Here is a 25,942-nt window from a genome sequence, read left to right on the forward strand (position 1 = left end):
TTTGGCTGCGCGGGGACGAATGCCGTTTGTAGCCCCACCACTTCACGCCCGTGAACATGCACTAACTATCTAGTACCCCGGCGCCCCGCGCTTTTGATTGATTGAGCCCATCTCCACCGGCCCGATGGCCATCGCCCCCCTGCGCTCAATGGAAACTCCCTGCGATGCAAACCTTTACGCCACCCCCGAACCTGCCTGCCGATACCGTGCCGGCCGCCGTCGCTGCGCTGCAAAGCCTCGCCGACCTGACTGTCCGCCTGCAGGCCGAACTGAATGCCCTGCCTGCGGCGCCCGCGGCCTTGCTCGATGCGTTCGGCACCTCGAACACCGCGCAACAAACCCAAGAGCTGGCCAGCCTGCTGCAACGCCTTGACGATTACTGGGAGACAAAACGTAACGCGCTGTTTCTCCATGGCCTGCAACAGGCGCTGCACGATGAACTGAGCCTCAAGATTCATGAAGGTAATCTTGAGGCCAGATACGCCCAGTGCCTGCCAGGTGCTGCCGATCAACCCGCAACGGCCACGCAGCACTTTGCCCTGCATGTGCAGTTCCAGACAGGCATCGACGTCGAGGTGGCCGGCGCGCTGGTCATGAGCCATGAGCAAGGCCATACCTTGCTGGTGCTGCCCGGACTCGGCGCCACGGGCTTTGCCAGCCGCGATGAAATGAATGCCGGGCTGGCGCGCTGGCTGAATGACCTGCAATCGCGCAATGCGCTGCTCAACTGTGTCGAACAGCAGCATCAGGACCTGCTGAGCAGCATCGACCTGGACCCGGACCTGTACCTTGAGCCGTTCACGGCCGCGCACCTGTTGCTGCGGCCGATCAGCGCAGCGCCCTATGCCCACGCCATCGCCCGGCTGCGGCATAAACAGCGTGAGGACGTGCGCTACGCCTGCACACTGGCAGGCCGCGTCGAGCATGAGGCCTCGATCAACCGGGCCATCGCCATGCAAGGCCTGCTCGGCCCGGCCGCGATGCTCGCGCTGCGCGAACTGGCCGGCCTTGAAAGCCGCCACCGGCAAAGCCTGCCGGACTGGATCAAGAATGCGCACAGCGATGACCTGAACCGCTATGGCCAACACCTGCAACAGTATGATGAGGCCTGCCGCGCCCTGCTCAGTGTGCTGGGCGCGGCCGCATCCCCTGAGCATTTCGCCCAGGCACATTTGCGCACCCGCCTGAGCAACGACCTGGGCTACGCGCCAGACCCGGCCACGCTGACCGTCAGCACCCGGCGCCCCCTGGCGGTGACCGGCGAAACCTGCACCGTGACACGTTCGCTGGTAGAGCTGGCCCTGTACGGCCTGCACCCGGACGACCGCACGGCGGGGTCGGCCTTTCTCGAACACACCACGCTGACAGTGGCCGGCGCAGCACTGCCCGGCGCCTGGTCATCGCTGACCCCGGCTTATCTTGCCCAGGTGATCGAAGAGCTCGACCTGCGCCTGGCCTTCAAGGCATTCCAGCACACGCATTATCAGAAAGCCGACAACCTGCACCTGATGTGCCTGCTGACTCGCCGACACATTGCCGCGCAGGCCTTTGCAGCGCGGATGCAAGGGCACATCGCGCCTGAAGACTTTGCGACGGTGCAGGCCATCACCGAACTGAAAAGCGCCACCCCCGCGCCCGGCCTGAGTGTCCAGCACGTGCAACTGGGCGGCCAGGTGCTGAGCAAACTGCTGGTGTTTCGCCAACAGACGCCCGCCGGCCAACCGGAGCGCCTGATCCTGGTCGCCACCGACGCGCCCCAGGCACAGCGCTTCAAGGCATTCAGCAACGAAAACCAACTGCTGCATGAGCTGGTCGGCTGGTCGTCCTCGGATGTGATGACCCAGTATCTGCTCAGTCAACTGGCAGTCGAGGCCCGCTCAGGCCTGGCCCAGACCTATGCCGAGCTGAAGCTCAAGCCGCAGCCGGCCTGGGACTTCATGCAGTTGATCAGCCTGGCGGACTTCGACACCGGCTTGCGCCTCCTCGCCGAGGAGCACGTGCAAGTAGCACTCTCCGAACAGGCGCAACACACCCCCGACTGGTATCGAGACGCCAGCCTTGCCCAGCGCCAGGAACTGCTCGCCCTGGAGGACACCGCCGCCGGCGCGTTGAACAACTACGAGGCCAAAGCACATACCCGCCTGCAACCGTTCAGCGACTATGTGCACGCCCGCGCCAGCCAGCAGATCAGCGAGTTGCTGATGTTGCCACTGGGCCGCGCAGACCCGGACTTCATCACCATCACCAGCGCGCGCGAAACCCTCAGCTACACCGATATGCTGCTCAAGGGCTACGACGACAGCATTGATTTCATCAACCCCGGCGCCGACACCCAGGCAACCTTCAGTGGCCCGCCGGGCGTGAACCTGAGCCTGCTGTCGCCCGTCAGCGTCACCGCGTCGATACGCGGCAAATGGCTGGCCGACGATTACATTGCGCGGGTCAGGGCCACGCTGCTCAATGCCCTGTCGGACGGCTATCAATACCGGCGCGAGGCCAGCCTGCTGATCACTCAATTGCAGATGAAGGGCGCCGCCTTGCGCAGCCTGCTCAAGGGCCATATCAATGCAACGCAGTACCAGTGGCTGCGCGATTCGATCGAGCATGCCCACCTGAATGACGCGCAGACACGCGAGCACTACCCGCTCTATCCGTTGCAGATTCATGTGGACAAACCCTTTATCGGCTCACAAGTGAGCGGCATCGATCAACTGGTCATCCCCACCACCCAACTGATCAATATCGAGACCGTGCAAGGCTGCATTGCCGTGCTGCCGACCACCGTGCGCCAGTCGGCGCTGCTGTATACGCCGCAGGCACCGGACGGCATCGAGTGGCGGCTGTTCAGCACTTTTACCGAATCGCTGGGCACGCCGGGCATGATCGATTACTACAAGGACCGCTGCCGCAGCAAGGCCCGCAAGACCTTGGCGTTCTTTCTGCGCGATATGCACAAGGGCAACGCCAACAAGCCGCCGTTCCTGCCGAAAGAGTCGATCGCCGACTTTGCCGACACCTGTTTCAACCGGCGGGTCATGCGCACGCTGCGTGAAGTGGAAGAGACCGCGACCGGGCGCAATGACATGCTCGCCAGGCTGATCTGGACCACCGTCGAGGTGATCGCCACGGTGGTCACGCTGCCCTTTCCACCGGCCAGCTTTGCCGTCGGCGCGCTGTTGTCCCTGCATGACACCGTGCGCGCGTTCAAGGCCTTGCGCGAAGGTGACAGCGACGTCGCCAGCGCCTATCTGCTGACCGCCATGTTCAATGGCCTGGGCGCGGCAGGCGACCTGCATTCGGGACTCAAGGGGTTTGGCGGCTGGTTGCGCCCGTCCGGTCACGCGCCGCGCACCGCCTCGATGCTGCCGCCGTTGCAGCATCATGTTTCCTTGCCGCGTTATGACGACCTGTTTCCCGTGACCCTGCAGGACGAACCGTTTCTGCTCGGCAAGGCCGACAGCAACGGTCATTTTCCGGTGCTGCGCACGGTCGACGCCGCCACGCCAGAGCTGCGTGCCACCGGGCATTTCGCCAGCCCGACGAGCCGCGGCCGCTGGCAAGCGCTGGGCGCGCCGTCCGATGACCCGGCGCTCAGCGTCGCGGGCGTGCGCAATGGCCGTCCGGTCGAGCTTTCGTTGCGCGATGCACCGCGCATGAAGATGGCGCACGGCAAAGGTGTCTGCGTGGTCGACGGCAATCATTACATCGAATTTTCCGGCAAGACCTGGCAGGTGCAATACGAGGCGCCGCTCAACTGCTGGCAGATCATCGATCCGCACAACCCGTTCGCCTTTTTCGGCAAGCAGCCCGTGCGCCTGGACGATCAGGGCACCTGGCAGTTGCTCGACCGCCAGCAGTTACGCGGCGGCCGCCCCAACAGCCCGAAACGCTACAGCCCTTTGCCCGATCAATCAGGTACGGACACTGCCGCCCTCACACGGCTGGATGACTACCAGATGCCCACGCACATGCAAACGCACCTGGAGGTCATCCTGAGTAAAGAGCGCTATGACCCGACCGAGATGGGCCTTGAGGATTATTTCGAAGCGATGTTCAAGAGCGTGCGTGAGACATTTGCCGCGCGCCGCGACAAGCTTTATCGGGACGCCCATGCATTTTTCCTGAACCCGCCATTGCCGCCCAGGCGGGCGCTGCCCGCCCTGCCATCGCCTGCAACGCTCGGTGCACTGGTCGAAAACATCTTCGCCCACAGCAACGGCATGGTGCTGGGCGAAGCCCCCAGATCGGTCGCCAGCAAGCGGCTGCTGATGCTCAACATGCCCTTGTGGGCCGAACAGCGTGTCGAGATTCTCTACATCGAGCATGTGCTGCTCGACAAGCATTTGCACAAACTCGCCCGCTATCGCCAGGCAGGCAATAAAAGCCGGGCGGGCTCACATGCAATCAAACATCACCTTGAGCGCCTGAACGCAGGCGCGCTGGCGAACCAGACCAGCGAATACGACTACTACCACCTGATCAAGGCCGCACACCGGCAAGGCATTGAAGTCCGGCCTTTCAACTCCTCGATCAGTTATCCATTTGTCGATCATGCCGTTGTCGCGGCCGCCGAAGACCCCGTGGCCGGTCGAAAGATGAGCAACTTCTTCGGCCACACGCTCATCAGCAGCGACGCGGCGAACGACCCGTCAAGACGCTGGATAGCCTTGCTCGATGAGACGCTGGCGGTTTCGGATGATTCGCTGCCCGGCCTTGCCGAGTTGCAGGGAGTGCCCAGCGTGCAGATCAAGGACATTGCCGGCGGGCGCGCCATGCGCATCACCCAGGCCGCGCAAACCCCGGACAACCGCTTCGATTTCATCCTTGAGTTTGCCAACCCGCTGATCATTGCCGCACCGCTGCCACCCCGCACGGCACTGGACCTGGCCCTGTTCAATACGCTGGGCAGCAAGCAGAGCCCCGAGGCCGCAGAGCGCTGGGCCGGCGAGTACGGATTTCGCTGGAGCGACACCGATGGCTGGCTGCAGATAGAACCCGAGCACTGGGCAACCAACAAACCAGTGACCGCCATCGAGCAGTCCTTGCTCGACACAACCTACGATATGCCGGTGCCACAGCGCAGCATCCTGCACCAGCTGGCGAACTTCGAGTCCAAAGGTCTCGATCAGGCCTACGCCCTCGGAGACCCGGCGTTGAACCGGGTGCGCCAAGAGTTCTTTACCTTGCGCAGCACACTGCAAGCCGATGCCCGCACGATCATCGCGACCGAGCTGCCGGCTCGGCCCACGCTGCCGGCAATCGAGGCGCAAACAGACCTGGGCGACTTTCTTGCAACGCTGTATCGGCACAGCCATGCCGTGGTGGTGGGCGAGTCGCACGCCTCCATTGCCAGCAAAAAACTGATCATCGACCACCTGCCGCTGTTGTCGCAGCAAAACGTCAAGACGCTGTACATGGAACATCTGCTGAGCGACTTTCATCAGGCCGACCTGGACCGTTTCTTTGAAACCGGAGAGATGAGCAAAGCGCTGCTGTATGACCTGAAGAAGCTGGATCGCGGCCACCATACCGATCCAGGAGGAATCTACACCTTCGAGCGGCTGGTACTCGCCTCACGCCAGCACGGCCTGGAGGTGCGCGCCATCGATTGCTCGGCCAGTTACTACATCAAGTCAATCGATCAACCGGCGCCCACGACCCGCCAGCAGATGATGAATTACTTTGCCTCGCGCACCATCGACAGGCATCAGCAAGTCATCGGCGCGCACAAGTGGATTGCACTGGTCGGCAACAGCCACTCCAACACTTACCAGAACCTGGTGCCGGGCCTGGCGGAACTGCAAGGCGGCATCGGCCTGAACGTGGTCGATGTGCCGGCCGGGCATACAACCGGCGTGTTCCGCGATCCGGGTGAGTTTGTCCGGATTGACCTGGGTGAGAAAACCGCGCACATCAAAGGCGACTATCGGGTAGACATCGAGGTGGTCAGGCCCATCACCACCATTCGCCCACCTCAACCCATGTCGCTTGGGGAGCGCCTTAACCGCCCTGGAAAATTTCTGGTCGAGCAAGACGAGGGCAACCTGCACACGGTCGTGCATCGCTCTCGCGACCTGCAGATTCACCGCACCCCGGTACAGGTCAATGCCGAAGGCAAGTTGTACCTGGACCGGTCAACCTGGGCCGGCGTCCATCTGACGCCTTACGACGACATGGACGCGCTGGTGGTGGGACTTGAGGAGATCAACCTGACGCGCGTGGGCTAAACCACACCGCCCTCGTTCGGCAGGCGCTGCTCCAGCATTTGGCGCAGCGCGCTGCCTTCTGGCCAGTTGCGCATAAAGCGCGCGCGGTCGCGGGCAAAGGCTGCGGCAAACGCCGCCTGCGAGCTGTGCTGCTGCATCGCATCGAGGTCGATCAGCGCCCAGCGGTCCTGATGCCAGAACAGGTTATGGCCCTTGAAATCACCGTGGCTGATGCGCTCGCGGATCAGTTGTGCAAACAACTGCTCCAGCGCCTGCAACTCGGCCTCGGGGACTTCGCCGGTGGTTACATACGGCGCAAAGCGTTCGATGATGTCCGGCCCCGGCAGAAACTCGGTGACCAGCCACGCCTTGTGGCGCAAACCCAGAAAGCGCTGCTCGCGCACCGCCAGCGGCTTGGGCGTGGCGATGTCGAGAAACATCAGCCGATTGGCTTCACGCCATGAATGCCAGGCCCGGCTCGGGCGCCAGAAGCGCTTGAGCCAGTGGCTGAAATTCTTGATGTTGTAGCGCTTGATGACCAACGGCCGGCCCTGCACCTCGACCCGCCCGACACTCGCCGCGCCGCCGGTCTTGTACAGGTGCCCGGCGTCGAGCAACTCATCGGCGCGATCAAGCACCGGCAACATTGCCGCCACTTCTTCGCGGCGAATCGCCTGAAAGCGCGAGGCGTTATCCACCACGCTGAACAGGCTGCACTCGCGGCAGGTCTTGCTCAGGAAGTCCTTCATGCGCCACTGGCGCACCTTGTCGATCTGCTTTTGCAGGGCTTCCATCGGCAGGCCATGCTCGCCATTGCTGAGCAGGTAATGCACCAGCAACTCTTCGGTAAACGGCTCGAAGCGCTTGGGCAACTGGGCGAAGAACACGCCGAGATTGTCCAGCACCTTTTGCCGTGACAGCGGCTGGCCGGGCTGTTCGACGCAAATGCCGGCGCCGTCGATCCAGTACAGCTTGCCGGCATGACGCAGCAGGTTGTCCAGGTGCAGGTCTTCTTGCCACAAGCCCTTCAAATGCAATTGGCCGATCGCTGCCAGCGCTTCGCCCAGCACCACCTGTTGTTCGTCAGCCAGGGCCGGTAAATGCTGCACCTGTTCCCAGGCAGCGCCCAGGCTTGGAGCCTCCTCAAGCAGTTCGAACAGCAACCAGCCGCCCTCACCGTCCTGCAGACCGTCGGCCAGCAGCAGCGGCGTGGTGACACCCAGCTCAGCCAGCAGCAGCACGCCGTCGCGCTCGCGTTGAAAGTGCCGCGCCGCCTTGTTGCCGACCAGCAGCTTGGCCAGCACCGTGCGCCCGCGCCAGACGCCGGCGCCGACATAACGCTGGCCCGGCAGTACGCGCAACAGACTCAGCAGTTGCAGCTCGGCGGGGCCAGCCGCATCGGCGAGGGTCAGGTTAAGCGGCAAGGCCGGGCTGCGGCCGGCATGTTCCAGTTCGCTAAGGCGCATCAACGGCTCTCTTTCTGCTTGTGTTTACCACGCCGGTTCAGGCGTTCGCGCCAGGCATCCACCGCCGGGCTGTCGCCGGGCGCCTGCAAGTAAGCCCCCAGCAACTCACGCTGTTCGGCCTCGTTCCACATGGGCGCACGACGAAACAGCGGCTCCAGATCCTTGGTCAGGTCACGCTGGCCGAACAACGACGGCCGGGTCTTTTCCAGGTCGATAAGCTGGGCGCTGTACGCGGCGCCTTGATTCTGGCTATGGGGCTGGGCCTGGACAAAGATGTGCTTGGGGTAAAAGCAGCCGTGAATCTGTCCGGCGCCGTGCAGCGTGCGCGCCAGTTGTCCACAAGCACGCAGGATCGCCCGGCGCTCGGCGTCGGGCACCTCGCTCCAGCGCTGCAACAGCGCATCAAGGTCGGTCCAGCCGTCCAGCGCGCGGGTCATGAGGATCGCCCGGCGCTCGCCGTTGACCTTGCGCTCGCCATAGAACACCGCCTGTAACGCTGGAATACCCATTTTCCGGTAGCGGCTGATGTTGCGAAATTCCCGCGAAAACGACGGCTCGCCAAACGGACGGTGCAGCGTGTGGGTCAGGTAGTTGCTCTGGCGCTTGAGGTAGAAACCCTGGCCTTCAAGGTCCAGACGAAACACGCTGCTCCAGCCGCCGCGACCGGTGTTGGGTTCGTCCACCGCATCGAGCGCCAGGTCCCACAGCGACTGAAAGTCGCTGAGGCCATGACGCTCCAGCAGCGCCTGCTCGTCGCTTGCAATGAACACGCTCATTCGCGGCCCTCGAAAAAACTGACCACGTGACGGATGCGCTTCTTGTCAGCCGCATTCAGGTGCGAACGCTCGCGGTATTGCAGATAGAAGCGCAGACGCTGGGTGGTCGACAGCTTGTACTTGGCAACCTTGTCCAGACAGGCCAGGTCTTTGGTAATGCGGTAGCGCAGCAGAAAACCCCACCAGAACGCACCGTTCGGGCAGTCGATCAGGAACAGGCGTGCCTGATCGTCGACCAGCAGGTTGCGCCACTTCAAGTCGTTATGGGTGAAGTGCTGGTCATGCAGGATGCGCGTATAGCGCGCCAGTTGCCGACTGATGCCGTCGACCCACGCCGGGTCGCTCAGGCGCGCATCGTCGCGTTGCGCCAGCGCCAGCAGGTCTTCGGTATTGGGCAAGCCGCGGGTGATCAGCGCGCCGCGCTCATACACCGCGCCATTGCGCTCCAGTCCCCAGGCGACCACGTCGGCGGTGGGAATGCCCCACTTGGCGAAGCGCTTGAGGTTCTGCCACTCGGACTTGACCCGTGGTCGGCCCAGATAGCGGCGCAAACCCTTGCCCGCGCCGGAGTAACGCTTGACGTAATACTGCACGCCGCCACGCTCGATACGGATCACCTCCGATAACGGGTCGCGGGTCAGGCGCTCGCCTTGCAGGGCAAACACCGTGTCCAGGCTGCCAAAGTCGTCTGCCAGCGCTGCGTATTCGGGCTCCAGTGTCCAGCCCGCCATCAGAGTGCATCCCCGTAGCGCAGTTTGCGCTGGTAGAGCTTGTCGGCCTTTTTCTCCAGCCAGCGCAGCAAGGCGGCTTCCTGCTTGAGAATCTGCCGCAGCGGCAGGCGGAAATAGGCCTTGAGAAAGCGCAGCTTGTCGCGCCGGGTCAGGCCGATGTCCAGCGCCGAGAAATACAGCGCCGCCAGGTCCTTGTTGCGCCAGCGCGGGGTAATCGCCCGGCGGGTCTGGGCGCGGTGCAGATCAATCACCGACAGGCGGAAATCGTCCGCCGTGACCGGTTTGTCGGTGTGCAGCAAAAAGTGGCAGATATAACAGTCGCGGTGATTGACGCCGGCACGGTGCATGCCGCCGACCATGCTCGCCACCTCGGCAATCAAGGCGCGCTTGAGGCGTGGCTCGGGCGGTTCCTGACGCCAGTTGAGGCTGATGTCTTCAAGGCTCAGGGTCGGCGCCAGCTCTTCGGTAATGATGAACGAGTGCTGGGCCGCCGGATTGCCGCCGCGCTCGCCGTACGCCACGGCGGTCATGGTCGCGACACCGGCCTGGTGCAGGCGCTCGATGGCTTTCCATTCCTGGCCGGCGCCGAGCACCGGCAGCTTGGCGCTGAACAGGTTCTTGGCCACTTCACCCCAGCCGATGCCACGGTGAATCTTGACGAAGTAACCGCGCCCGTCGACTTCGGTACGCAACGTGCGACGGCCTTCCAGCTCGCGATACACCTGCCCCTCGAGACGCTCGACCTCGGCAAAGGCATCACGCCCGGCCCAGAGGGTCTTGAAGGGTTCAGCGAGGAACAGCTTCATTCATCATGCTCCGCCAGAATCACATCGGCCGCGTGCTGCGGCATGCTGTACAAGTCGGCGCTGTCGGCAAAGGCCAGGCCATTGCGTGCCCAGCGCTGGCGCGCAGCGTCATCGTCGAGCATGTTTACCAGCGCGCGGTTGAACTGCGCCTGTTCGAACGGCTCGTCGACCACCAGGCCGCAATCGGCCTCGCTGATGTAATGGGCATAACCGCACACCGCACTGACCAGCACCGGCAGCCCGGCCACCGCCGCTTCGAGCAGCACCGTGCCGGTGTTTTCGTTGTACGCCGGGTGAATCAACGCATCGGCGCCCAGCAGAAAACGCGGGATGTCGCTGCGGCCCTTCATGAAGGTCACCTGCTCGCCCAGGCCCAGCGCCTTGCTCTGCAACTGGAAGACCTTGGGGTCGTCCTGGCCGATGACAAACAGCCGGGTGCGCTTCTTCAGCTCGGCCGGCAAGGCGGCCAGCGCCTTGAGGCTGCGATCGACGCCCTTGGTCTTGAACCCGGAACCGATCTGCACCAGCAGCAAATCATGCTCGCCCAGGCCGAATTCCTGGCGAAACGCTGCACGAATCTGCGGCGCGTCGGCCGGCGCCCGGCGGTCCTGGGAAATGCCCGGCGGCAACAGGTGAAAGCGCGACAACGGGGTGTTGTAGTGCTTGATGAACAGCGGCTGCTGCACCTCGGAGATCATCAATACCTGGGTCTTGGCCTCAGGGGCGAATACGGCGCGCTCGTACTCGGCGAAGTGCCGGTAGCGGCCCCACTTGCGGTACAGCGAGTGGCGCAGGTTTTGTGCCTTGTCTTCAAAGCAGCCGTCGGCGGCGTAGTAAACGTCCAGGCCAGGCATCTTGTTGAAGCCGACCAGACGGTCGACCGGGCGCTTGGCCAGGTCTTCGGCCATCCAGGCGCTGAGCTTTTCGTTGCGCCGATGGTTGAACAGCGCCTTGACCGGCGCGACCAGCACCTCGAAACCGGGCGGCACATCGCCTTCCCAGATCAGGGTGTAGACACGGATTTGATGACCGCGCGCCTGGCACTCCTGGGCAATGCGCATGAAGTCGCGTTGCAGGCCGCCAAACGGGAAGTATTTATAGAGGACAAAAGCCAGTTGCATCAGCCAGGTTCCTTTGCCAGCAACAGCGCGCCCAACTGGCTCGCTACTCGCTCGGGATTCAGACGAGTGAAGCACAAAGGCCACTCGCGCTTGAGATCAAACCGCGACTGGTCGTCGGGGCTCGGGTTGTAGGTGCATTTCTTTTGCAGGCACGGCGCACAGGCCGGCCAGTCGCTGGCCAGGTGCACCTGCGACGGACCATAGGCGCCGGTCAGCCCGGCATTGGTCGGGCCGAACAGCGAAATGGTCGGCACATCCAGCGCAGCAGCCAAATGGCCAATACCGGTGTCGACGGCAACGCAGGCTTCGGCGCCGGCCAGTACGCGGGCGACGCCGGCCAGATTGAGCTTGGGCAGCACCTGCGCGTTGCCCAGCCCTTCGGCGATGCGCTCGGCGCGGGCCTTTTCAGCAGGATTGCCCCATGGCAGGCGCACATTCAGGCCGCGTGCGGCCATCAGCTCGGCCAGTTGCCGCCAGTACAGTTCCGGCCAGTGTTTGGTGGCCCATGTCGTGCCGTGCAAAAACAGCACATAAGGCGCTTCGAGACCGGCATCAGGGGCTTGCAACGGGTTAAGCCCGTAGTCGCCCAGGCCTTTGGGCAGCTCATAGTTCAAAGCCTGGGCAAACAACTGGCGCAAACGCTCGACCGCGTGCTGACCACGGGGCACCGGGTAGCGCCGGTCATAAAAGCGGCTGGCGACAGGTTCGCGCGCCGAATCGCTGTCGAGCCCGGCCACCGGGGCGCTGACATAGCGGGTCAGCCAGGCACTCTTGAACAGGCCCTGAGCGTCGATCACCACATCGTAGGAAGTCTCGCGCAGGCGTTTTTTGAAGCCCTGCCACTCGCCATTCTTGAAGGTCTGCCAGAGGTTCTTGCGCCAGCGGCGAATCGCCACCGGGATCACCTTGTCGACCGCCGGGTGCCAGGTCGGAATCTCGGCAAAGCCTTCTTCGACCACCCAGTCGAAGCGAATGCCCGGCACGGCACGGGCCGCATCGGTGAGGGCCGGCAAGGTATGAATCACATCGCCCAGCGACGAGGTCTTGATCAGCAGAACCCGCAAGATCAGGTCACCTCGATCGGCGTGCCGACCAGGCGGGTCAGCGCCTCGATCACCGCATCGGGTTCGAGCAGGCGCAGGCAGTTGTAATGGCCAAAGCGGCAGGTGCGGTCAAAACACGGGCTGCATTCCAGGCCCAGGCGGACGATTTCGACTTCATCGGCCAAAGGCGGGGTAAAGCCCGGCGAGGTCGAACCGTAGACGGCCACCAGCGGCCGGTTCAGCGCGGCGGCCACGTGCATCAGGCCCGAATCGTTGGACACCACTGACTGGGCGCACGACAACAGGTCGATGGCCTCGGCCAGAGAGGTCTCGCCGCACAGGTTGGTGACTTCTTCGCGCAGGCCGGGGATCAGGTCCTGGCGAATGCTCTCGCCGACCGGATGATCCTTTTTCGAGCCGAACAGCCAGACCTGCCAGCCCTGACGGATCAGTGCATCGGCCACCCTGGCGTAATGCTCGCTGGGCCAGCGCTTGGCCTCGCCGAACTCGGCGCCCGGACACAAAGCCAGCACCGGTTGCTCAAGGGCCAGGCCAAAACGCGCCAGCGCCGCCGCACGGGTGGCCGGATCAATGCGCAGGCTCGGCCGCGGGTACGGCGTGGGCAGCTCGGCGTCCTTGTCATACGCCAGCGCCATGAAGCGCTCGATCATCAGCGGGTAGCGCTGCTTGTCGAGGCGCCGCACATCGTTGAGCAGGCCGTAGCGAAACTCGCCGCGCCAGCCGGTGCGCTTAGGGATGCCGGCAAAGAACGGCACCAGCGCCGACTTGAGCGAATTGGGCAGCAGAATCGCCTGGTCGTACTGGCCGGCCAGCGACTTGCCGATGCGCCGCCGGGTCGCCAGTTCCAGGGCGCCATGGCCCAGCGGAAAGCTCAGGGCGGCGCGCACTTCGGGCATGCGCTCAAGGATCGGCCGGCTCCACTCGGGGGCCAGCACGTCGATGGCGCATTCGGGATGGCGCTGTTTCAGGCACTGGAACAGCGTTTGCGCCATCACCATGTCACCGACCCAGCTAGGTCCAACGATCAAAATGTTCATCGCCAAATCCACAAACGATCAGGGAGGCCGGGCAGGCTGCGTGATACGAACACACAACCTGCCGCCTCCCTGTCTATAAATATGCAATTCGTTCAGCTGTGGGAGTCTTTAACCGACCAGCGTTCTCAAGAGCGCCCCCAACAATCAACTCAACCCCAGCGCTGTCCAGATCCGCATCACTTCGCGGCGCTGGTCATGGAACTGGTCGCCACCGACAACCCCTGCCTGTTTCTGCAATGCCTGGCGGTGGGCCGCCGAGCGGTAGGCCTTGTAGGCTTCGCGCAGCAGGCCGGCATCGGCGCCGGGCAGCAATCGGGCCTCTTCAAGGCCTTCAAGGATGCGGATGTTGTCGGTATGACGCAGCAGTTGCGGATGTTCTCGCGACCACGCCAGGGCCGCGTATTGCACCATAAATTCGATATCGACGATACCACCGGCATCCTGCTTGAGGTCGAACGGCATGTTCGCCTCGAAGGCATTGGCCGCGCGCCCGGCGGCGGTGGCCTTGCTGCCGAGGTTATCGCGCATCTTGGCGCGCATCTCGCTGACCTCGGCGCGCAAGGTGGCCAGGTCACGTTCGCGGCCCAGAATCGAGGCCCGCACCTGCTCGAAGGCGGCGCCCACATCGGCGCTGCCGACCAGCACCCGCGCGCGCACCAGCGCCTGGTGTTCCCAGGTCCAGGCTTCGTTTTCCTGATAACGCGAAAACGCCCCCACCGAACTGACCAGCAGCCCTGAAGCGCCCGACGGGCGCAGGCGCATGTCGACTTCATACAGCTGGCCGGAGTTGGTCTGGGTGGTGATCAGATGAATGATCCGCTGCCCGAGCCGGGTGAAGAACTGCGCGCCGTCGATCGGCTTGGGACCGTCGGTTTCAGCTTGCGGGTCGCCATCGTGAATGAACACCAGGTCGAGGTCCGAACCATGGCCCAGCTCGATGCCGCCGACCTTGCCATAGCCGACGATCACAAACGCCGGATCGCACGGCGTGCCGTCCGGGCGCAGCGGTGTGCCGTGGCGGGCCACGGTGTGGCGCCAGGCCAGGGCCAGCACTTGCTGCAGGATCGCTTCGGCCAGCCAGGTCAGGTAATCGCTGACTTTCATCAACGGCAAGCTGCCGTTGATTTCCGAGGCGGCCACGCGCAGGCCGTGGGCCAGCTTGAAGTGCCGCAAGGCCTCCATTTGCTGTTCCAGGTCATCCTCGGGGATGCGGATCAGCCGCTCGTGCAGCTCGGCCGTCAGCTCCGGCGCCTGGGGCGGGCTGAACAGCCGGCCTTCGTTGAGCAGTTCGTCGAGCAGCAGCGGGAAACGCGCGATCTGCTCGGCGATCCACGGGCTTGCCGCGCACAGGGTCAACAGCCGGCGCAGGGCATCGGGGTTTTCAGTCAGCAGCACCAGATACGCCGAACGCCGCGCCACCGCCTCGACCAGCGGCAGTACCCGCTCCAGCACCAGATCTGGGTTGTCGTGCTCGATCGCCTGGGCCAGCAGGCGTGGGATAAAGGCGTCCAGGCGCTCGCGGCTCAAGCGCTGCATCGAGCGCAATTGCGGGCTGGAACGCAGGTTGTGCAGGTGCTTGAGTGCCTTGGGCGCATCCAGATAGCCGCCTTCCTGCAACTGGCGGCAGGCGGCTTCTTCGTCCTGGGACTCTTCCCATAAAGGCAGCCATTCGCCGCCCACCACCACTTCGCTGTCGGCCTGCTCGTCGTCGGGATCAGAATCGGGGTCGGCGATCACCTGGCGGAAATGCCACGACACCCGGCCGCGCCAGTGCATCAGCCGCTCATGAAAGCTGGCCCAGTCGGCAAAGCCGAGCATGAAGGCGATGCGCGCCTGATCCAGTTCGTTGTCGGGCAGCATCTGGGTCTGGCGGTCGGCGATGGCCTGGATCGCATGCTCTGTGTAGCGCAGGAATTCATAGCCTTCGCGCAACTCGTCGGTCACCGCGACCGGCAGGTAGCCCTGGCCTTCCAGGGTCTTGAGCACCTTGAACAGCGAGCGTTGTTGCAGGCTCAGGTCGCGGCCGCCGTGAATCAACTGAAAGGCCTGGGCGATGAACTCGACTTCACGAATGCCGCCGGCGCCCAGCTTTATATTCTCGGCCATGCCCTTGCGCCGCACTTCCTGCTGGATCAGCTGCTTCATGGTGCGCAGCGCTTCGATCGCCGAGAAGTCCAGGTAACGCCGGTACACGAACGGGCGCAGCATCTCTTGCAATTGCGCACCGGCGGCCTGATCGCCACCGACCACGCGGGCCTTGATCATCGCGTAGCGTTCCCAGTCGCGGCCCTGGTCCTGGTAGTACTGCTCCAGCGCATTGAAGCTCAGCACCAGCGCACCGGAGGAACCATACGGGCGCAGGCGCATGTCGACCCGGAACACAAAACCGTCGACGGTCACCGGGTCCAGCGCCTTGATCAGCCGCTGGCCCAGGCGAATGAAGAACTCCTGGTTATCCAGCGGGCGTTTGACGCCCACGGTTTCGCCGCCTTCGGGGTAGGCGAAGATCAGGTCGATGTCCGATGACAGGTTCAGCTCGACCGCGCCCAGCTTGCCCATGCCCAGAATGACCATGTGCTGCGCCTGGCCGCTGCGCCGGCCGGTCGGGGTGCCGAATTGTTGGCAAAGGCGCACGTAAAGCCATTCATAGGCCAGGTCGATGCTCGCATCGGCCAGGTCCGACAGGTCGCGGCAGGTCTCGATCAGGTCGGCCTGGCGGGTCAGGTCGCGCCAGATGATGCGCACTTGCTGGCGCGTGCGTTGACGACGTAGATTACGCCCCAGTTCATCTTCGGTGGTGGCCATCAGCACCGCGTCGGCCAGTTGCCGGCGCAATTGCCCGGTCTCGAGACGGCGTTCCAGCTCGCCGCTGTCGGCCAGCGCCAGCAGCATTTGCGGGTCGCGGCACACCTGTTCGGTCAAAAAGTCACTGGCCGCGCACACGCGGTCGAAGGCGGCGTGTCGTTCGGCAGGCCAGGCATCGAAAGCGGCCTGTTCAGCGTCGGACACACCGGCAAGGGCGGTACGAAAGGTCTGTTGCGCACGGGTAACTGAAGGCAGCAGGATGGCCGCAATCGGGGCCAGCAAAGGGAGGCTCATGGTCTATCCTTGATCGGCAAACAACGGGCTATGTGCCATGAATGTAAGATTTCAGTGACAGCACCGGCTGTCGAACAAAAGTAATAAATTGCTGAGAAACTCGATTTATTGGCAGAAAATGGCAACTTACACCCTTGCGGGTTCACTTACGCGCAACGGTAACGATTTACTTCACAACATCAGAGGGGCGTTTTGGCCATTTCTCTGTAGTTTTACTACTGGGTGGATCATTCGAGAGGCTGAAATGGTTGGCGATTTGTAGTAAAACTACACGCCGCCGGCACAACCGCCGGCCATCCAAGAATTTATGTCGACTGCCCACAAGGCCAGTCGCGAACTCAGGCGTCCGATTCTGGAAGCCTTTCCGCTCTGGAGCAAGCCATGCAAGACCTTGATCCCGTCGAAACCCAGGAGTGGCTGGACGCCCTGGAATCGGTTATCGACAAAGAAGGCGAAGACCGTGCCCATTACCTGATGACCCGCATGGGCGAACTGGCCACACGAAGTGGCTCGCAACTGCCCTACGCCATCACCACGCCGTACCGCAACACCATCCCTGTGACCCACGAAGCACGCATGCCTGGCGACCTGTTCATGGAACGCCGCATCCGCTCGCTGGTTCGCTGGAACGCGCTGGCGATGGTCGTCAAGACCAACCTGAACGACCCGGATCTGGGCGGCCACATCTCCAGCTTCGCCTCCAGTGCGACGCTGTATGACATCGGCTTCAACTATTTCTTCCAGGCGCCTACCGAAGAACACGGCGGCGACCTGATCTACTACCAGGGCCATGCGTCGCCAGGCATCTATGCCCGCGCATTCCTGGAAGGCCGGATCAGCGAAGACAAGATGAACAACTTCCGTCAGGAAGTGGATGGCAATGGCCTGTCGTCTTATCCGCACCCATGGCTGATGCCTGATTTCTGGCAGTTCCCGACCGTTTCGATGGGTCTGGGTCCGATCCAGGCGATCTACCAGGCGCGTTTCATGAAGTACATGGAAAGCCGTGGCTATATCCCTGCAAGCAAGCAGAAAGTCTGGTGCTTCCTGGGCGACGGCGAGACCGACGAGCCAGAATCGCTGGGCGCTATCGCCCTGGCTGGCCGCGAGAAGCTGGACAACCTGATCTTCGTCATCAACTGCAACCTGCAGCGCCTCGACGGCCCGGTTCGCGGCAATGCCAAGATCATCCAGGAACTCGAAGGCGTGTTCCGTGGCGGTGGCTGGAACGTCAACAAGGTGGTCTGGGGCCGTTTCTGGGATCCGCTGCTGGCCAAGGACACCAACGGCGCGCTGCAACGCCGCATGGACGAAGTCATCGACGGCGAATACCAGAACTACAAGGCCAAGGACGGTGCATTCGTTCGCGAGCACTTCTTCAACACGCCTGAACTCAAGGCCATGGTCGAAGACCTGTCCGACGACGAGATCTGGAAACTCAACCGTGGTGGCCACGACCCGTACAAGGTCTACGCGGCCTACCACCAGGCGGTCAACCACAAAGACCAGCCAACCGTCATCCTGGCCAAGACCATCAAGGGTTATGGCACCGGTGCCGGCGAAGCCAAGAACACCGCGCACAACACCAAGAAGGTCGACGTCGACAGCCTGCGTCACTTCCGTGACCGTTTCGACGTGCCGATCAAGGACGCCGATCTGGAAAGCCTGCCTTTCTACCGTCCGGAAGAAGGCAGCGCCGAAGCCCGTTACCTGGCCGAGCGCCGCAAAGCGCTGGGCGGTTTCGTGCCACAGCGTCGCGCCAAGAGCTTCAGCATCCCGACACCGCCACTGGAAACGCTGAAAGCGATTCTGGACGGTTCGGGCGACCGTGAAATTTCCACCACCATGGCGTTCGTGCGCATCCTGGCGCAGCTGGTCAAGGACAAGGAAATCGGTCACCGCATCGTGCCGATCATCCCGGACGAAGCCCGTACCTTCGGTATGGAAGGCATGTTCCGTCAGTTGGGCATCTACTCCTCGGTCGGCCAGCTCTACGAGCCAGTCGATAAAGACCAGGTGATGTTCTACCGCGAAGACAAGAAAGGCCAGATCCTGGAAGAAGGCATCAACGAAGCCGGCGCCATGTCGTCCTTCATTGCCGCAGGGACCTCGTACAGCAGCCACAACCAGCCGATGCTGCCGTTCTACATCTTCTATTCGATGTTCGGCTTCCAGCGTATCGGCGACCTGGCCTGGGCTGCCGGCGACAGCCGCACCCGTGGCTTCCTGATCGGCGGTACTGCCGGCCGTACCACGCTGAACGGCGAAGGCCTGCAGCACGAAGACGGTCACAGCCACATCCTGGCCGCCACCGTGCCGAACTGCCGCACCTATGATCCAACCTACGGCTACGAGCTGGCGGTGATCATCCAGGACGGCATGAAGAAGATGACCGAAGAACAACAGGACATCTTCTACTACATCACCGTGATGAACGAAGCCTACACCCAGCCTGCCATTCCGGCCGGCGCCGAGGAAGGCATCATCAAGGGCATGTACCTGCTCGAAGAAGACACCAAGGCGGCCGCGCACCACGTGCAGTTGCTGGGTTCGGGCACCATCCTGCGTGAAGTCCGTGAAGCGGCGAAGATTCTGCGTGAAGAGTTCAACGTCGGTGCCGACGTGTGGAGCGTCACCAGCTTCAACGAACTGCGTCGCGACGGTCTGGCAGTCGAGCGTTCCAACCGTCTGCACCCGGGCCAGAAGCCTCAGCAGACGTATGTCGAGCAATGCCTGAGCGGCCGTAAAGGTCCTGTGATCGCATCGACCGACTACATGAAGCTGTTCGCCGACCAGATCCGTCAGTGGGTACCGTCCAAGGAATACAAGGTGCTGGGCACCGACGGCTTCGGCCGTAGCGACAGCCGCAAGAAGCTGCGTCACTTCTTTGAAGTGGACCGCAACTTCGTGGTGCTGGCCGCCCTGGAAGCCCTGGCCGACCGTGGCGACATCGAACCGAAAGTCGTGGCTGAAGCCATTGCCCGGTTTGGTATCGACCCGGAAAAACGCAACCCACTGGACTGCTAAGACCCTGCGCCGAATCGCATTCGGACACGGGCCTGCTGCACGAAACAGCCTGCGAGGCTGTTTCGTTGCACATGCCTGTAGCCTGCGACAACGAACAGGTTCTCCGAAGGAGACACATTGTGAGTGAGTTAATTCGTGTACCCGACATCGGCAACGGTGAAGGCGAAGTCATTGAGTTGTTCGTCAAGGTCGGTGACCGCATCGAAGCCGAACAGAGCGTTCTGACGCTTGAGTCGGACAAGGCGAGCATGGAAATCCCGGCACCCAAGGGTGGCGTGATCAAGGCGCTGAAGGTCAAGCTGGGCGACCGCCTGAAAGAAGGCGACGAACTGTTTGAGCTGGAAAGCGAAGGCGACGCGGCTGCCCCGGCTGCCGAACCTGCCGCTGCTCCTGCTGCCGCCGCACCGGCTGCGGCCGAGAAGCCAGCCGAAGCACCTGCTGCCGCGCCTGCGCCAGAAGCCGCCCCGGCAGCTTCCAGCGTCCAGGACATCCACGTGCCGGACATCGGTTCGTCGGGCAAGGCCAAGATCATCGAACTGCTGGTCAAGCCAGGCGACAGCATCGAAGCCGACCAGTCGCTGATCACCCTCGAATCCGACAAGGCCAGCATGGAAATTCCATCGCCTGCTGCCGGCGTGGTCGAGAGTGTCGAAGTCAAGCTGGAACAGGAAGTCGGTACCGGCGACCTGATCCTGCGCCTGAAAGTCGCCGGCGCTGCACCCGCTGCTGCACCGGCACCTGCTGCCAGCGCACCGGCCAAGGCTGAAGCCGCTCCTGCTCCGGCCGCAGCGCCTGCTGCAGCGGCGCCTGCCCCGAAAGCCGAAGCTGCACCGGCACCGGCGGCGCCTGCCAAAGACGGCGCCAAGGTCCATGCCGGCCCTGCCGTTCGTCAACTGGCCCGCGAGTTCGGCGTCGAGCTGAGCGCAGTCGCTGCCACCGGCCCGCACGGCCGCGTGCTGAAAGAAGACGTGCAGGTTTACGTCAAGGCGCAACTGCTCAAGGCCAAGGAAGCACCGGCCGCCGGCGGCGCAACCGGTGGTGCAGGCATCCAGCCGATCCCGGAAGTCGATTTCAGCCGCTTCGGCGAAATCGAAGAAGTGCCGATGACCCGCCTGATGCAACTGGGCGCCACCGGCCTGCACCGCAGCTGGCTGAACATTCCGCACGTCACGCAATTCGACCAGGCCGACATTACCGACCTGGAAGCTTTCCGCGTCGCGCAGAAAGCCGTTGCCGAAAAAGCCGGCGTCAAGCTGACCGTGCTGCCGCTGCTGCTCAAGTCGATCGCGCACCTGCTCAAGGAACTGCCAGAGTTCAACGCTTCCCTGGCACCGAGCGGCAAGGCTGTGATCCGCAAGAAGTACGTGCACATCGGTTTCGCCGTGGACACCCCGGAAGGCCTGCTGGTCCCGGTCATCCGCGACGTCGACCAGAAGAGCCTGCTGCAATTGGCTGCCGAAGCCGCAGCCCTGGCTGAAAAAGCGCGTAACAAGAAGCTGACCGCCAACGACATGCAGGGCGCCTGCTTCACCATCTCCAGCCTCGGGCACATTGGCGGCACCGGCTTCACGCCGATCGTCAACGCGCCGGAAGTGGCCATCCTGGGTGTTTCGAAGGCCACGATCCAGCCGGTCTGGGACGGCAAGGCTTTCCAGCCACGCCTGATGCTGCCGCTGTCGTTGTCTTACGACCACCGCGTCATCAACGGCGCCGCCGCTGCACGCTTCACCAAGCGCCTGAGCGACCTGCTGGCCGATATCCGCACCATCCTGCTGTAAGCAGTACGCGCAGGCTCGCCAACCGGCGAGCCTGCCGATCGATTGCGAGCGCCCGCGCTCGAACCTCAACCCCGCCCCAGGCGGGGCTTTTTTTGCGCAAAATTTGCGTTACATCACACGCTGCAACGTAGCGATGCGCTACAAAGCAGATACGGTGTTGGCACATGAAACCCCGCTCGTCAGGCCTTGTCCCAACACTGTGTGAAATGGATGCATTTGGCCGCTACATTTATGGCATTAAGCCAGTGGCTTCTCTTGTAAGGCCGGGCGGCATCATGCAACCTTGCCACACGCGAAAATAGTCCGGGCGGCGTGCCCGTGCGATCAGTATTCGGGAAGCGAGTTTGTTCATGAAAAGCCAGACCGATGCTGCCGGCAGAACGGCAGCCGAGGTAGTGACGCAATTGCCTGTGCCTTCGCGCCTGGGCATGCTGCGTTTCGAGCGGCTTAACGAAGCCAGTTGGGCGCTGCTGTATCTCGATCCGAATTGCGAAAAGGCCTTTGGCCTGCCTCCGACCGAACTGTGCTCGCTGATCAGCTCGCCTTACGCCAGCCTCATGGAACCCGAAGCACGCTATAGGCTGCACGACGATATCCAGCTGCAACTGAGCAAGGCTTCGCACTACCTGATTCGCTATACCCTGCACACCAGCAACGGCCCACTGGGCCTGCTGGAAACCGGCGAAGCGTTCAAGCAACACAACCGTCAATTGCTACGCGGCTATTTCACCGTGCTGGACTGGCCGAACACCCATGGCGAGCCAGACAACGAGACCGACCTGCAGATTCGCCATTCGCGCCTGCAGGCGACCCTGGAGTTCAACCAGCGCACCCAACGCGACCAGCTTGCCCACCTGGAGCGCGCCCGCGCCCAGCAAGAGCTGATCCTGCGCCTGACCCGGCACCGCTTTACCGCGGGCTCGCTGCTCGAAGCCGCGCAACTGATTACCCGCAGTGCGTGCGAAATCTTTGATGTGGCCTGCGCCAGTATCTGGAATCTGGACGGCCCTCTGCTGCAGCCGGTGACCGAGTACGTGCGCCTCAGCGGTGACTACCAGCACCCAAAGCCGCTGGACCTGACCGAGCTACCGAACTACCTCGGCGCCCTGCAGGACTGCCGCGCGATCGATGCCGGTGACATCGCGCAGGATCCGCGCACCCGTGAACTGGTCGCGACCCTGGAAACACGTGACATTCGCGCCCTGCTCGACGCCAGTATCCGCATCGACGGCCAGCTGGTCGGCGTGCTGTGCCTGGAACAGGTCGGCGCCACCCGCCATTGGTTGCCCGATGAGGTCGCCTTCGCCGGTGAGCTGGCCGACCAGTTCGCGCAGGTGATCAACAACCACAACCGGCGCGCCGCCACCAGTGCCTTGCACCTGTTCCAGCGCGCCGTAGAGCAGAGCGCCAACGCCTTTCTGCTGGTCAACTGCGATGGCGTGGTCGAATACGTCAATCCCAGCTTCACGGCCATCACTCAGTACAGCGCCGACGAGGTCCATGGCCACAAACTGGCGGAACTGCCGGCACTGGAAAACCTCAGCAACCTGTTCGATGCGCAGTCCAGCCTGGCCAACAGCAACAGCTGGCAGGGCGAGTTCAAGAGCCGGCGCAAAAACCTGGAGCCTTACTGGGGCCAGCTGTCGATCTCCAAGGTGTATGGCGACCACCGCGAGTTGACGCACTACATCGGCATCTATGAAGACATCACCCAGAACAAGCTGGCCCAGCAGCGTATCGAGCGCCTGGCCTACACCGATAACCTGACCAGCCTGGGCAATCGCCCGGCGTTTATCCGCCATCTGGATGAGCGCTTTGCCCGCGACAGCGACACGCCCATGAGCCTGTTGCTGGTCGACATCGACAACTTCAAGCGCATCAACGACAGCCTCGGCCACCAGACCGGCGACAAACTGCTGATCAGCCTGGCCCGGCGCCTGCGCAATACGCTGAGCCCGGCCGATGTGCTGGCACGCTTTGCCAGTAACGAATTTGCCGTATTGCTCGACCAGACCGGCCCCGAGGCCGGACAAAGCATCGCCAGCCAGGTCCTGGCGACGCTCGACAAGCCGATGTTCGTCGACAACCAGTTGATCAGCGTCACCGCCTCTGTGGGCCTGGCCTGCGCGCCGTTGCATGGCCGCGACCCGCAAACCCTGATGCGCAACGCAGGCCTGGCGCTGCACAAGGCCAAGGCCAACGGCAAGCATCAGGTCCAGGTGTTTACCGAAGCCCTCAATGCCGAGGCCAGCTACAAGCTGTTCGTTGAAAACAACCTGCGCCGCGCGCTGGCCCAGAATGAGCTGGAGGTGTTCTATCAGCCCAAGCTGTGCCTGCTGACCGGACGCCTCAACGGCCTGGAAGCGCTGCTGCGCTGGAACCACCCGGAAAAGGGCATGATCCGCCCGGACCAGTTCATCAGCGTTGCCGAAGAAACCGGGCTGATCATCCCTATCGGCAAATGGGTGGTGCGCCAGTCCTGCCAGATGAGCAAGGCCCTGACCGCCGCGGGCTTTGGCCATCTGCAAGTGGCGATCAATGTCTCACCCAAACAGTTTTCGGACCCTGAGCTGGTGCCGGCCATCGCCGCGATTCTCAAGGAAGAAGCGCTGGACCCGGCACTGATGGAGCTGGAGCTGACCGAAGGCCTGCTGCTGGAAGCCACCGAAGACACGCGCCTGCAACTGGAGTCGCTCAAGCGCCTGGGCCTGTCACTGGCGATGGACGATTTCGGCACGGGCTATTCATCGCTGAGCTACCTGAAGAAATTCCCCATTGATGTGATCAAGATCGACCGTAGCTTCATCCGCGACATTCCGGATGACGAAGGCGATATGGAGATCACCTCGGCCGTGATTGCGATGGCCCACAACCTCAAGCTCAAGGTCGTCGCCGAAGGTATCGAAACCGCCGCCCAGCTGGCGTTTCTGCGCCGCCATCGTTGCGATGTGGGCCAGGGTTATCTTTTTGACAAACCTATCAGCAGCCAACACCTGATCGAGCAACTCAATCGTTACCCGCGCAAGCCACAGGCTTGAGCGGGTCTTCCCTGCCTCAATCGTCTGGGGCACACTGTTTGCCCGTTTCATGACAGCGCCAGGTATCGATAAGGGCGCGTCTTTATCCAGAGGATTGGTCCATGACCCTGCGCTCGGAAATTCTAGTGAACAAGAACGTACTGCCTACTGCCGACCAGGCTTTGCCGGGCCGCGAAACGCCGATGCAACTGCCAGAAAAGCACTTCGTCAATGACGCGCCGTTGCTCGGCCCGTTCTTTGAGGACGTTGAGTTTGCCATCTTCGGCCTGGGTTGCTTCTGGGGCGCCGAACGCCGCTTCTGGCAGCAGCCTGGCGTGGTCAGCACCGTGGTCGGCTATGCCGGCGGCCTGACCCCCAACCCGACTTACGAAGAAGTCTGCTCGGGCCTGACCGGCCACACCGAAGTGGTGCTGGTGGTCTATGAGCCTGCAAAGATCAGCTATGAGCAACTGCTCAAAGTGTTCTGGGAAGTGCACAACCCGACCCAGGGCATGCGCCAGGGCAACGACATCGGCACCCAGTACCGTTCGGTGATTTATGCCACCAAACCTGAACAGCTTGAGGCGGCGCTGGCCAGCCAGAAAGCTTTCCAGGCCGAACTGGACAAAGCCGGGCTGGGCACCATCACCACCGAAATCGAACAGGCTCCGACCGTGTACTTTGCCGAGGCCTACCACCAGCAATACCTGGCCAAGAACCCGCAGGGCTATTGCGGGCTGGGCGGTACGGGCGTTTGCCTGCCAGCGTAAAGACTGCACGCCTTGCGCTGGCTCCTGCGGGCGCGGCGTCCGGTTATTCGGCGATCAGCCAGTCCATTTTCCAGTCGCCTCTGGTCTGGCCGAGTTTCTCGGCCAGGTACGGCAACAGCTCACGCAGCTCCTCTTCCAGACCCCATGGCGGGTTGGCAATCGCCAGGCCCGAGCCGTTGAGGCTCGCCGGGGTGTCCAGCGGGTGCACGTACAGCTCGACACGCAGCAGCTTGGGCGCGCCGGTTTCGGCCAGGTCCTGATAGAAACTCTTGAGCAGGCGCGGGTCCTTGATCGGGTACCAGATGGTCGCCACGGTCTGGCGCATGCGGCTGATGGTCTCTTTAAGCGCCACGCTGCAGCGCTTGAGTTCGTCGAGCTGCTCGAACGGCGGGTCGATCAGCATCACCGCACGCTTTTCAGCCACCGGCAGCAGCGCACGCGGCACATGCCAGCCTTCACCCAGGTGCACCGCCACGCGGCGGTCATATTTCATGTTGTCCTTGAGCAGCTGGCCGTCTTCAGGGTGCTTCTCGTTGAGCAGCACGCGGTCCTGTTCACGACTCAGGCGCCGCGCCAGTTCCGGCGAGCCAGGGTAATAGCGCAGCTCGCCGGTCTTGCGGTTCATGTGGCGCAACACCTCCATGTAACCGTCGGCAGCGGCCGGCAGGTCGGTGGCGTCCCACAGGCGGCCGATACCGTCGATCCACTCACCGGTGCGCGAGGCTTCATCGCCGCGCAGGTCATACAGACCGATGCCGGCATGGGTATCGAGGTAGGCGAACGGCTGCTCCTTGCGCGACATCAAGGCGAGCAGGCGAGTCAGAACGATGTGTTTCAAGACGTCGGCGTGGTTGCCGGCATGGAAGGCGTGACGGTAATTCATGGCAGCTCCAGGCAAGGCCGCGCAGTTTAACAAAATGTGGGCATGAAAAGGCCCGGTAAAGCCGTTACAAAACCGGGCCTGAAACATCCGTGCGACCGAAGGTGACCAAACCATGGCAACACATTTTGCAGGGCCAGTCTGCCCGCGCGCTGCACACGGCG

At 62.9% G+C, this 25,942-nt stretch carries 14 protein-coding genes; 5 read left to right on the forward strand and 9 right to left on the reverse strand.

Annotated elements, in window-relative coordinates; genetic code table 11:
- Positions 1–164: 164 nt before the first annotated feature.
- Positions 165–6,227, forward strand: a complete 6,063-nt coding sequence (locus ACYAS9_RS28195; RefSeq protein ID WP_463571790.1) for a dermonecrotic toxin domain-containing protein — start codon at positions 165–167, stop codon at positions 6,225–6,227.
- On the opposite strand, the gene ACYAS9_RS28200 is transcribed toward ACYAS9_RS28195, so the two are convergent.
- The 8 genes from ACYAS9_RS28200 to glnE form a co-directional block, all read right to left on the reverse strand.
- Positions 6,224–7,672: a lipopolysaccharide kinase InaA family protein gene (locus tag ACYAS9_RS28200; RefSeq protein ID WP_463571791.1), complete on the reverse strand. Its 1,449-nt coding sequence runs from the start codon at positions 7,670–7,672 to the stop codon at positions 6,224–6,226. The genes ACYAS9_RS28195 and ACYAS9_RS28200 overlap by 4 nt on opposite strands.
- Positions 7,672–8,448 carry a lipopolysaccharide kinase InaA family protein gene (locus ACYAS9_RS28205; RefSeq protein WP_463571792.1) on the reverse strand — a complete coding sequence of 259 codons (777 nt, stop codon included), beginning with the start codon at positions 8,446–8,448 and terminating at the stop codon, positions 7,672–7,674. The genes ACYAS9_RS28200 and ACYAS9_RS28205 overlap by 1 nt, the downstream gene beginning before the upstream one ends.
- Positions 8,445–9,179, reverse strand: coding sequence for a lipopolysaccharide kinase InaA family protein (locus ACYAS9_RS28210; RefSeq protein ID WP_463571793.1), 735 nt, complete (start codon positions 9,177–9,179; stop codon positions 8,445–8,447). The genes ACYAS9_RS28205 and ACYAS9_RS28210 overlap by 4 nt, the downstream gene beginning before the upstream one ends.
- Positions 9,179–9,985, reverse strand: a complete 807-nt coding sequence (rfaP, locus tag ACYAS9_RS28215; RefSeq protein ID WP_463571794.1) for a lipopolysaccharide core heptose(I) kinase RfaP — start codon at positions 9,983–9,985, stop codon at positions 9,179–9,181. Before rfaP ends, ACYAS9_RS28210 begins: the two co-directional genes overlap by 1 nt.
- Entirely contained in the window at positions 9,982–11,106 is a 1,125-nt protein-coding gene (locus tag ACYAS9_RS28220) for a glycosyltransferase family 4 protein (RefSeq protein WP_463571795.1), read from the reverse strand. Before ACYAS9_RS28220 ends, rfaP begins: the two co-directional genes overlap by 4 nt.
- Complete coding sequence (waaC, locus tag ACYAS9_RS28225) at positions 11,106–12,170, reverse strand: lipopolysaccharide heptosyltransferase I (protein WP_463571796.1); 1,065 nt, start codon at positions 12,168–12,170, stop codon at positions 11,106–11,108. Before waaC ends, ACYAS9_RS28220 begins: the two co-directional genes overlap by 1 nt.
- A gap of 2 nt (positions 12,171–12,172) precedes the next feature.
- Entirely contained in the window at positions 12,173–13,207 is a 1,035-nt protein-coding gene (gene waaF, locus ACYAS9_RS28230) for a lipopolysaccharide heptosyltransferase II (RefSeq protein ID WP_463571797.1), read from the reverse strand.
- 144 nt (positions 13,208–13,351) lie between these two features.
- Positions 13,352–16,306, reverse strand: a complete 2,955-nt coding sequence (glnE, locus tag ACYAS9_RS28235) for a bifunctional [glutamate--ammonia ligase]-adenylyl-L-tyrosine phosphorylase/[glutamate--ammonia-ligase] adenylyltransferase (protein ID WP_463571798.1) — start codon at positions 16,304–16,306, stop codon at positions 13,352–13,354.
- A gap of 381 nt (positions 16,307–16,687) precedes the next feature.
- On the opposite strand from glnE, the gene aceE reads away from it, so the two are divergent.
- The 4 genes from aceE (at position 16,688) to msrA (ending at position 24,898) form a co-directional block, all read left to right on the forward strand.
- Positions 16,688–19,333 carry a pyruvate dehydrogenase (acetyl-transferring), homodimeric type gene (gene aceE / locus ACYAS9_RS28240; RefSeq protein WP_463571799.1) on the forward strand — a complete coding sequence of 882 codons (2,646 nt, stop codon included), beginning with the start codon at positions 16,688–16,690 and terminating at the stop codon, positions 19,331–19,333.
- 119 nt (positions 19,334–19,452) lie between these two features.
- Complete coding sequence (aceF, locus tag ACYAS9_RS28245) at positions 19,453–21,111, forward strand: dihydrolipoyllysine-residue acetyltransferase (protein WP_463571800.1); 1,659 nt, start codon at positions 19,453–19,455, stop codon at positions 21,109–21,111.
- 350 nt (positions 21,112–21,461) lie between these two features.
- Positions 21,462–24,149, forward strand: a complete 2,688-nt coding sequence (locus ACYAS9_RS28250) for a putative bifunctional diguanylate cyclase/phosphodiesterase (protein WP_463571801.1) — start codon at positions 21,462–21,464, stop codon at positions 24,147–24,149.
- A 101-nt stretch (positions 24,150–24,250) separates the two neighbouring features.
- Positions 24,251–24,898: a peptide-methionine (S)-S-oxide reductase MsrA gene (msrA, locus tag ACYAS9_RS28255; RefSeq protein WP_463571802.1), complete on the forward strand. Its 648-nt coding sequence runs from the start codon at positions 24,251–24,253 to the stop codon at positions 24,896–24,898.
- A 43-nt stretch (positions 24,899–24,941) separates the two neighbouring features.
- On the opposite strand, the gene ACYAS9_RS28260 is transcribed toward msrA, so the two are convergent.
- A complete protein-coding gene (locus ACYAS9_RS28260) occupies positions 24,942–25,781 on the reverse strand; it encodes a 23S rRNA (adenine(2030)-N(6))-methyltransferase RlmJ (RefSeq protein WP_463571803.1) in 840 nt (279 codons plus the stop codon).
- Between the last annotated feature and the right edge of the window lie 161 nt (positions 25,782–25,942).

Source organism: Pseudomonas sp. HP_08, assembly GCF_055284095.1.

Coding starts and splice junctions, on each gene's coding strand:
- ACYAS9_RS28195 (WP_463571790.1), top strand. CDS start 165: ATGCAAACCTTTACGCCACCCCCGAACCTGCCTGCCGATACCGTGCCG.
- ACYAS9_RS28200 (WP_463571791.1), bottom strand. CDS start 7,672: ATGCGCCTTAGCGAACTGGAACATGCCGGCCGCAGCCCGGCCTTGCCG.
- ACYAS9_RS28205 (WP_463571792.1), bottom strand. CDS start 8,448: ATGAGCGTGTTCATTGCAAGCGACGAGCAGGCGCTGCTGGAGCGTCAT.
- ACYAS9_RS28210 (WP_463571793.1), bottom strand. CDS start 9,179: ATGGCGGGCTGGACACTGGAGCCCGAATACGCAGCGCTGGCAGACGAC.
- rfaP (WP_463571794.1), bottom strand. CDS start 9,985: ATGAAGCTGTTCCTCGCTGAACCCTTCAAGACCCTCTGGGCCGGGCGT.
- ACYAS9_RS28220 (WP_463571795.1), bottom strand. CDS start 11,106: ATGCAACTGGCTTTTGTCCTCTATAAATACTTCCCGTTTGGCGGCCTG.
- waaF (WP_463571797.1), bottom strand. CDS start 13,207: ATGAACATTTTGATCGTTGGACCTAGCTGGGTCGGTGACATGGTGATG.
- glnE (WP_463571798.1), bottom strand. CDS start 16,306: ATGAGCCTCCCTTTGCTGGCCCCGATTGCGGCCATCCTGCTGCCTTCA.
- aceE (WP_463571799.1), top strand. CDS start 16,688: ATGCAAGACCTTGATCCCGTCGAAACCCAGGAGTGGCTGGACGCCCTG.
- ACYAS9_RS28250 (WP_463571801.1), top strand. CDS start 21,462: ATGAAAAGCCAGACCGATGCTGCCGGCAGAACGGCAGCCGAGGTAGTG.
- msrA (WP_463571802.1), top strand. CDS start 24,251: ATGACCCTGCGCTCGGAAATTCTAGTGAACAAGAACGTACTGCCTACT.
- ACYAS9_RS28260 (WP_463571803.1), bottom strand. CDS start 25,781: ATGAATTACCGTCACGCCTTCCATGCCGGCAACCACGCCGACGTCTTG.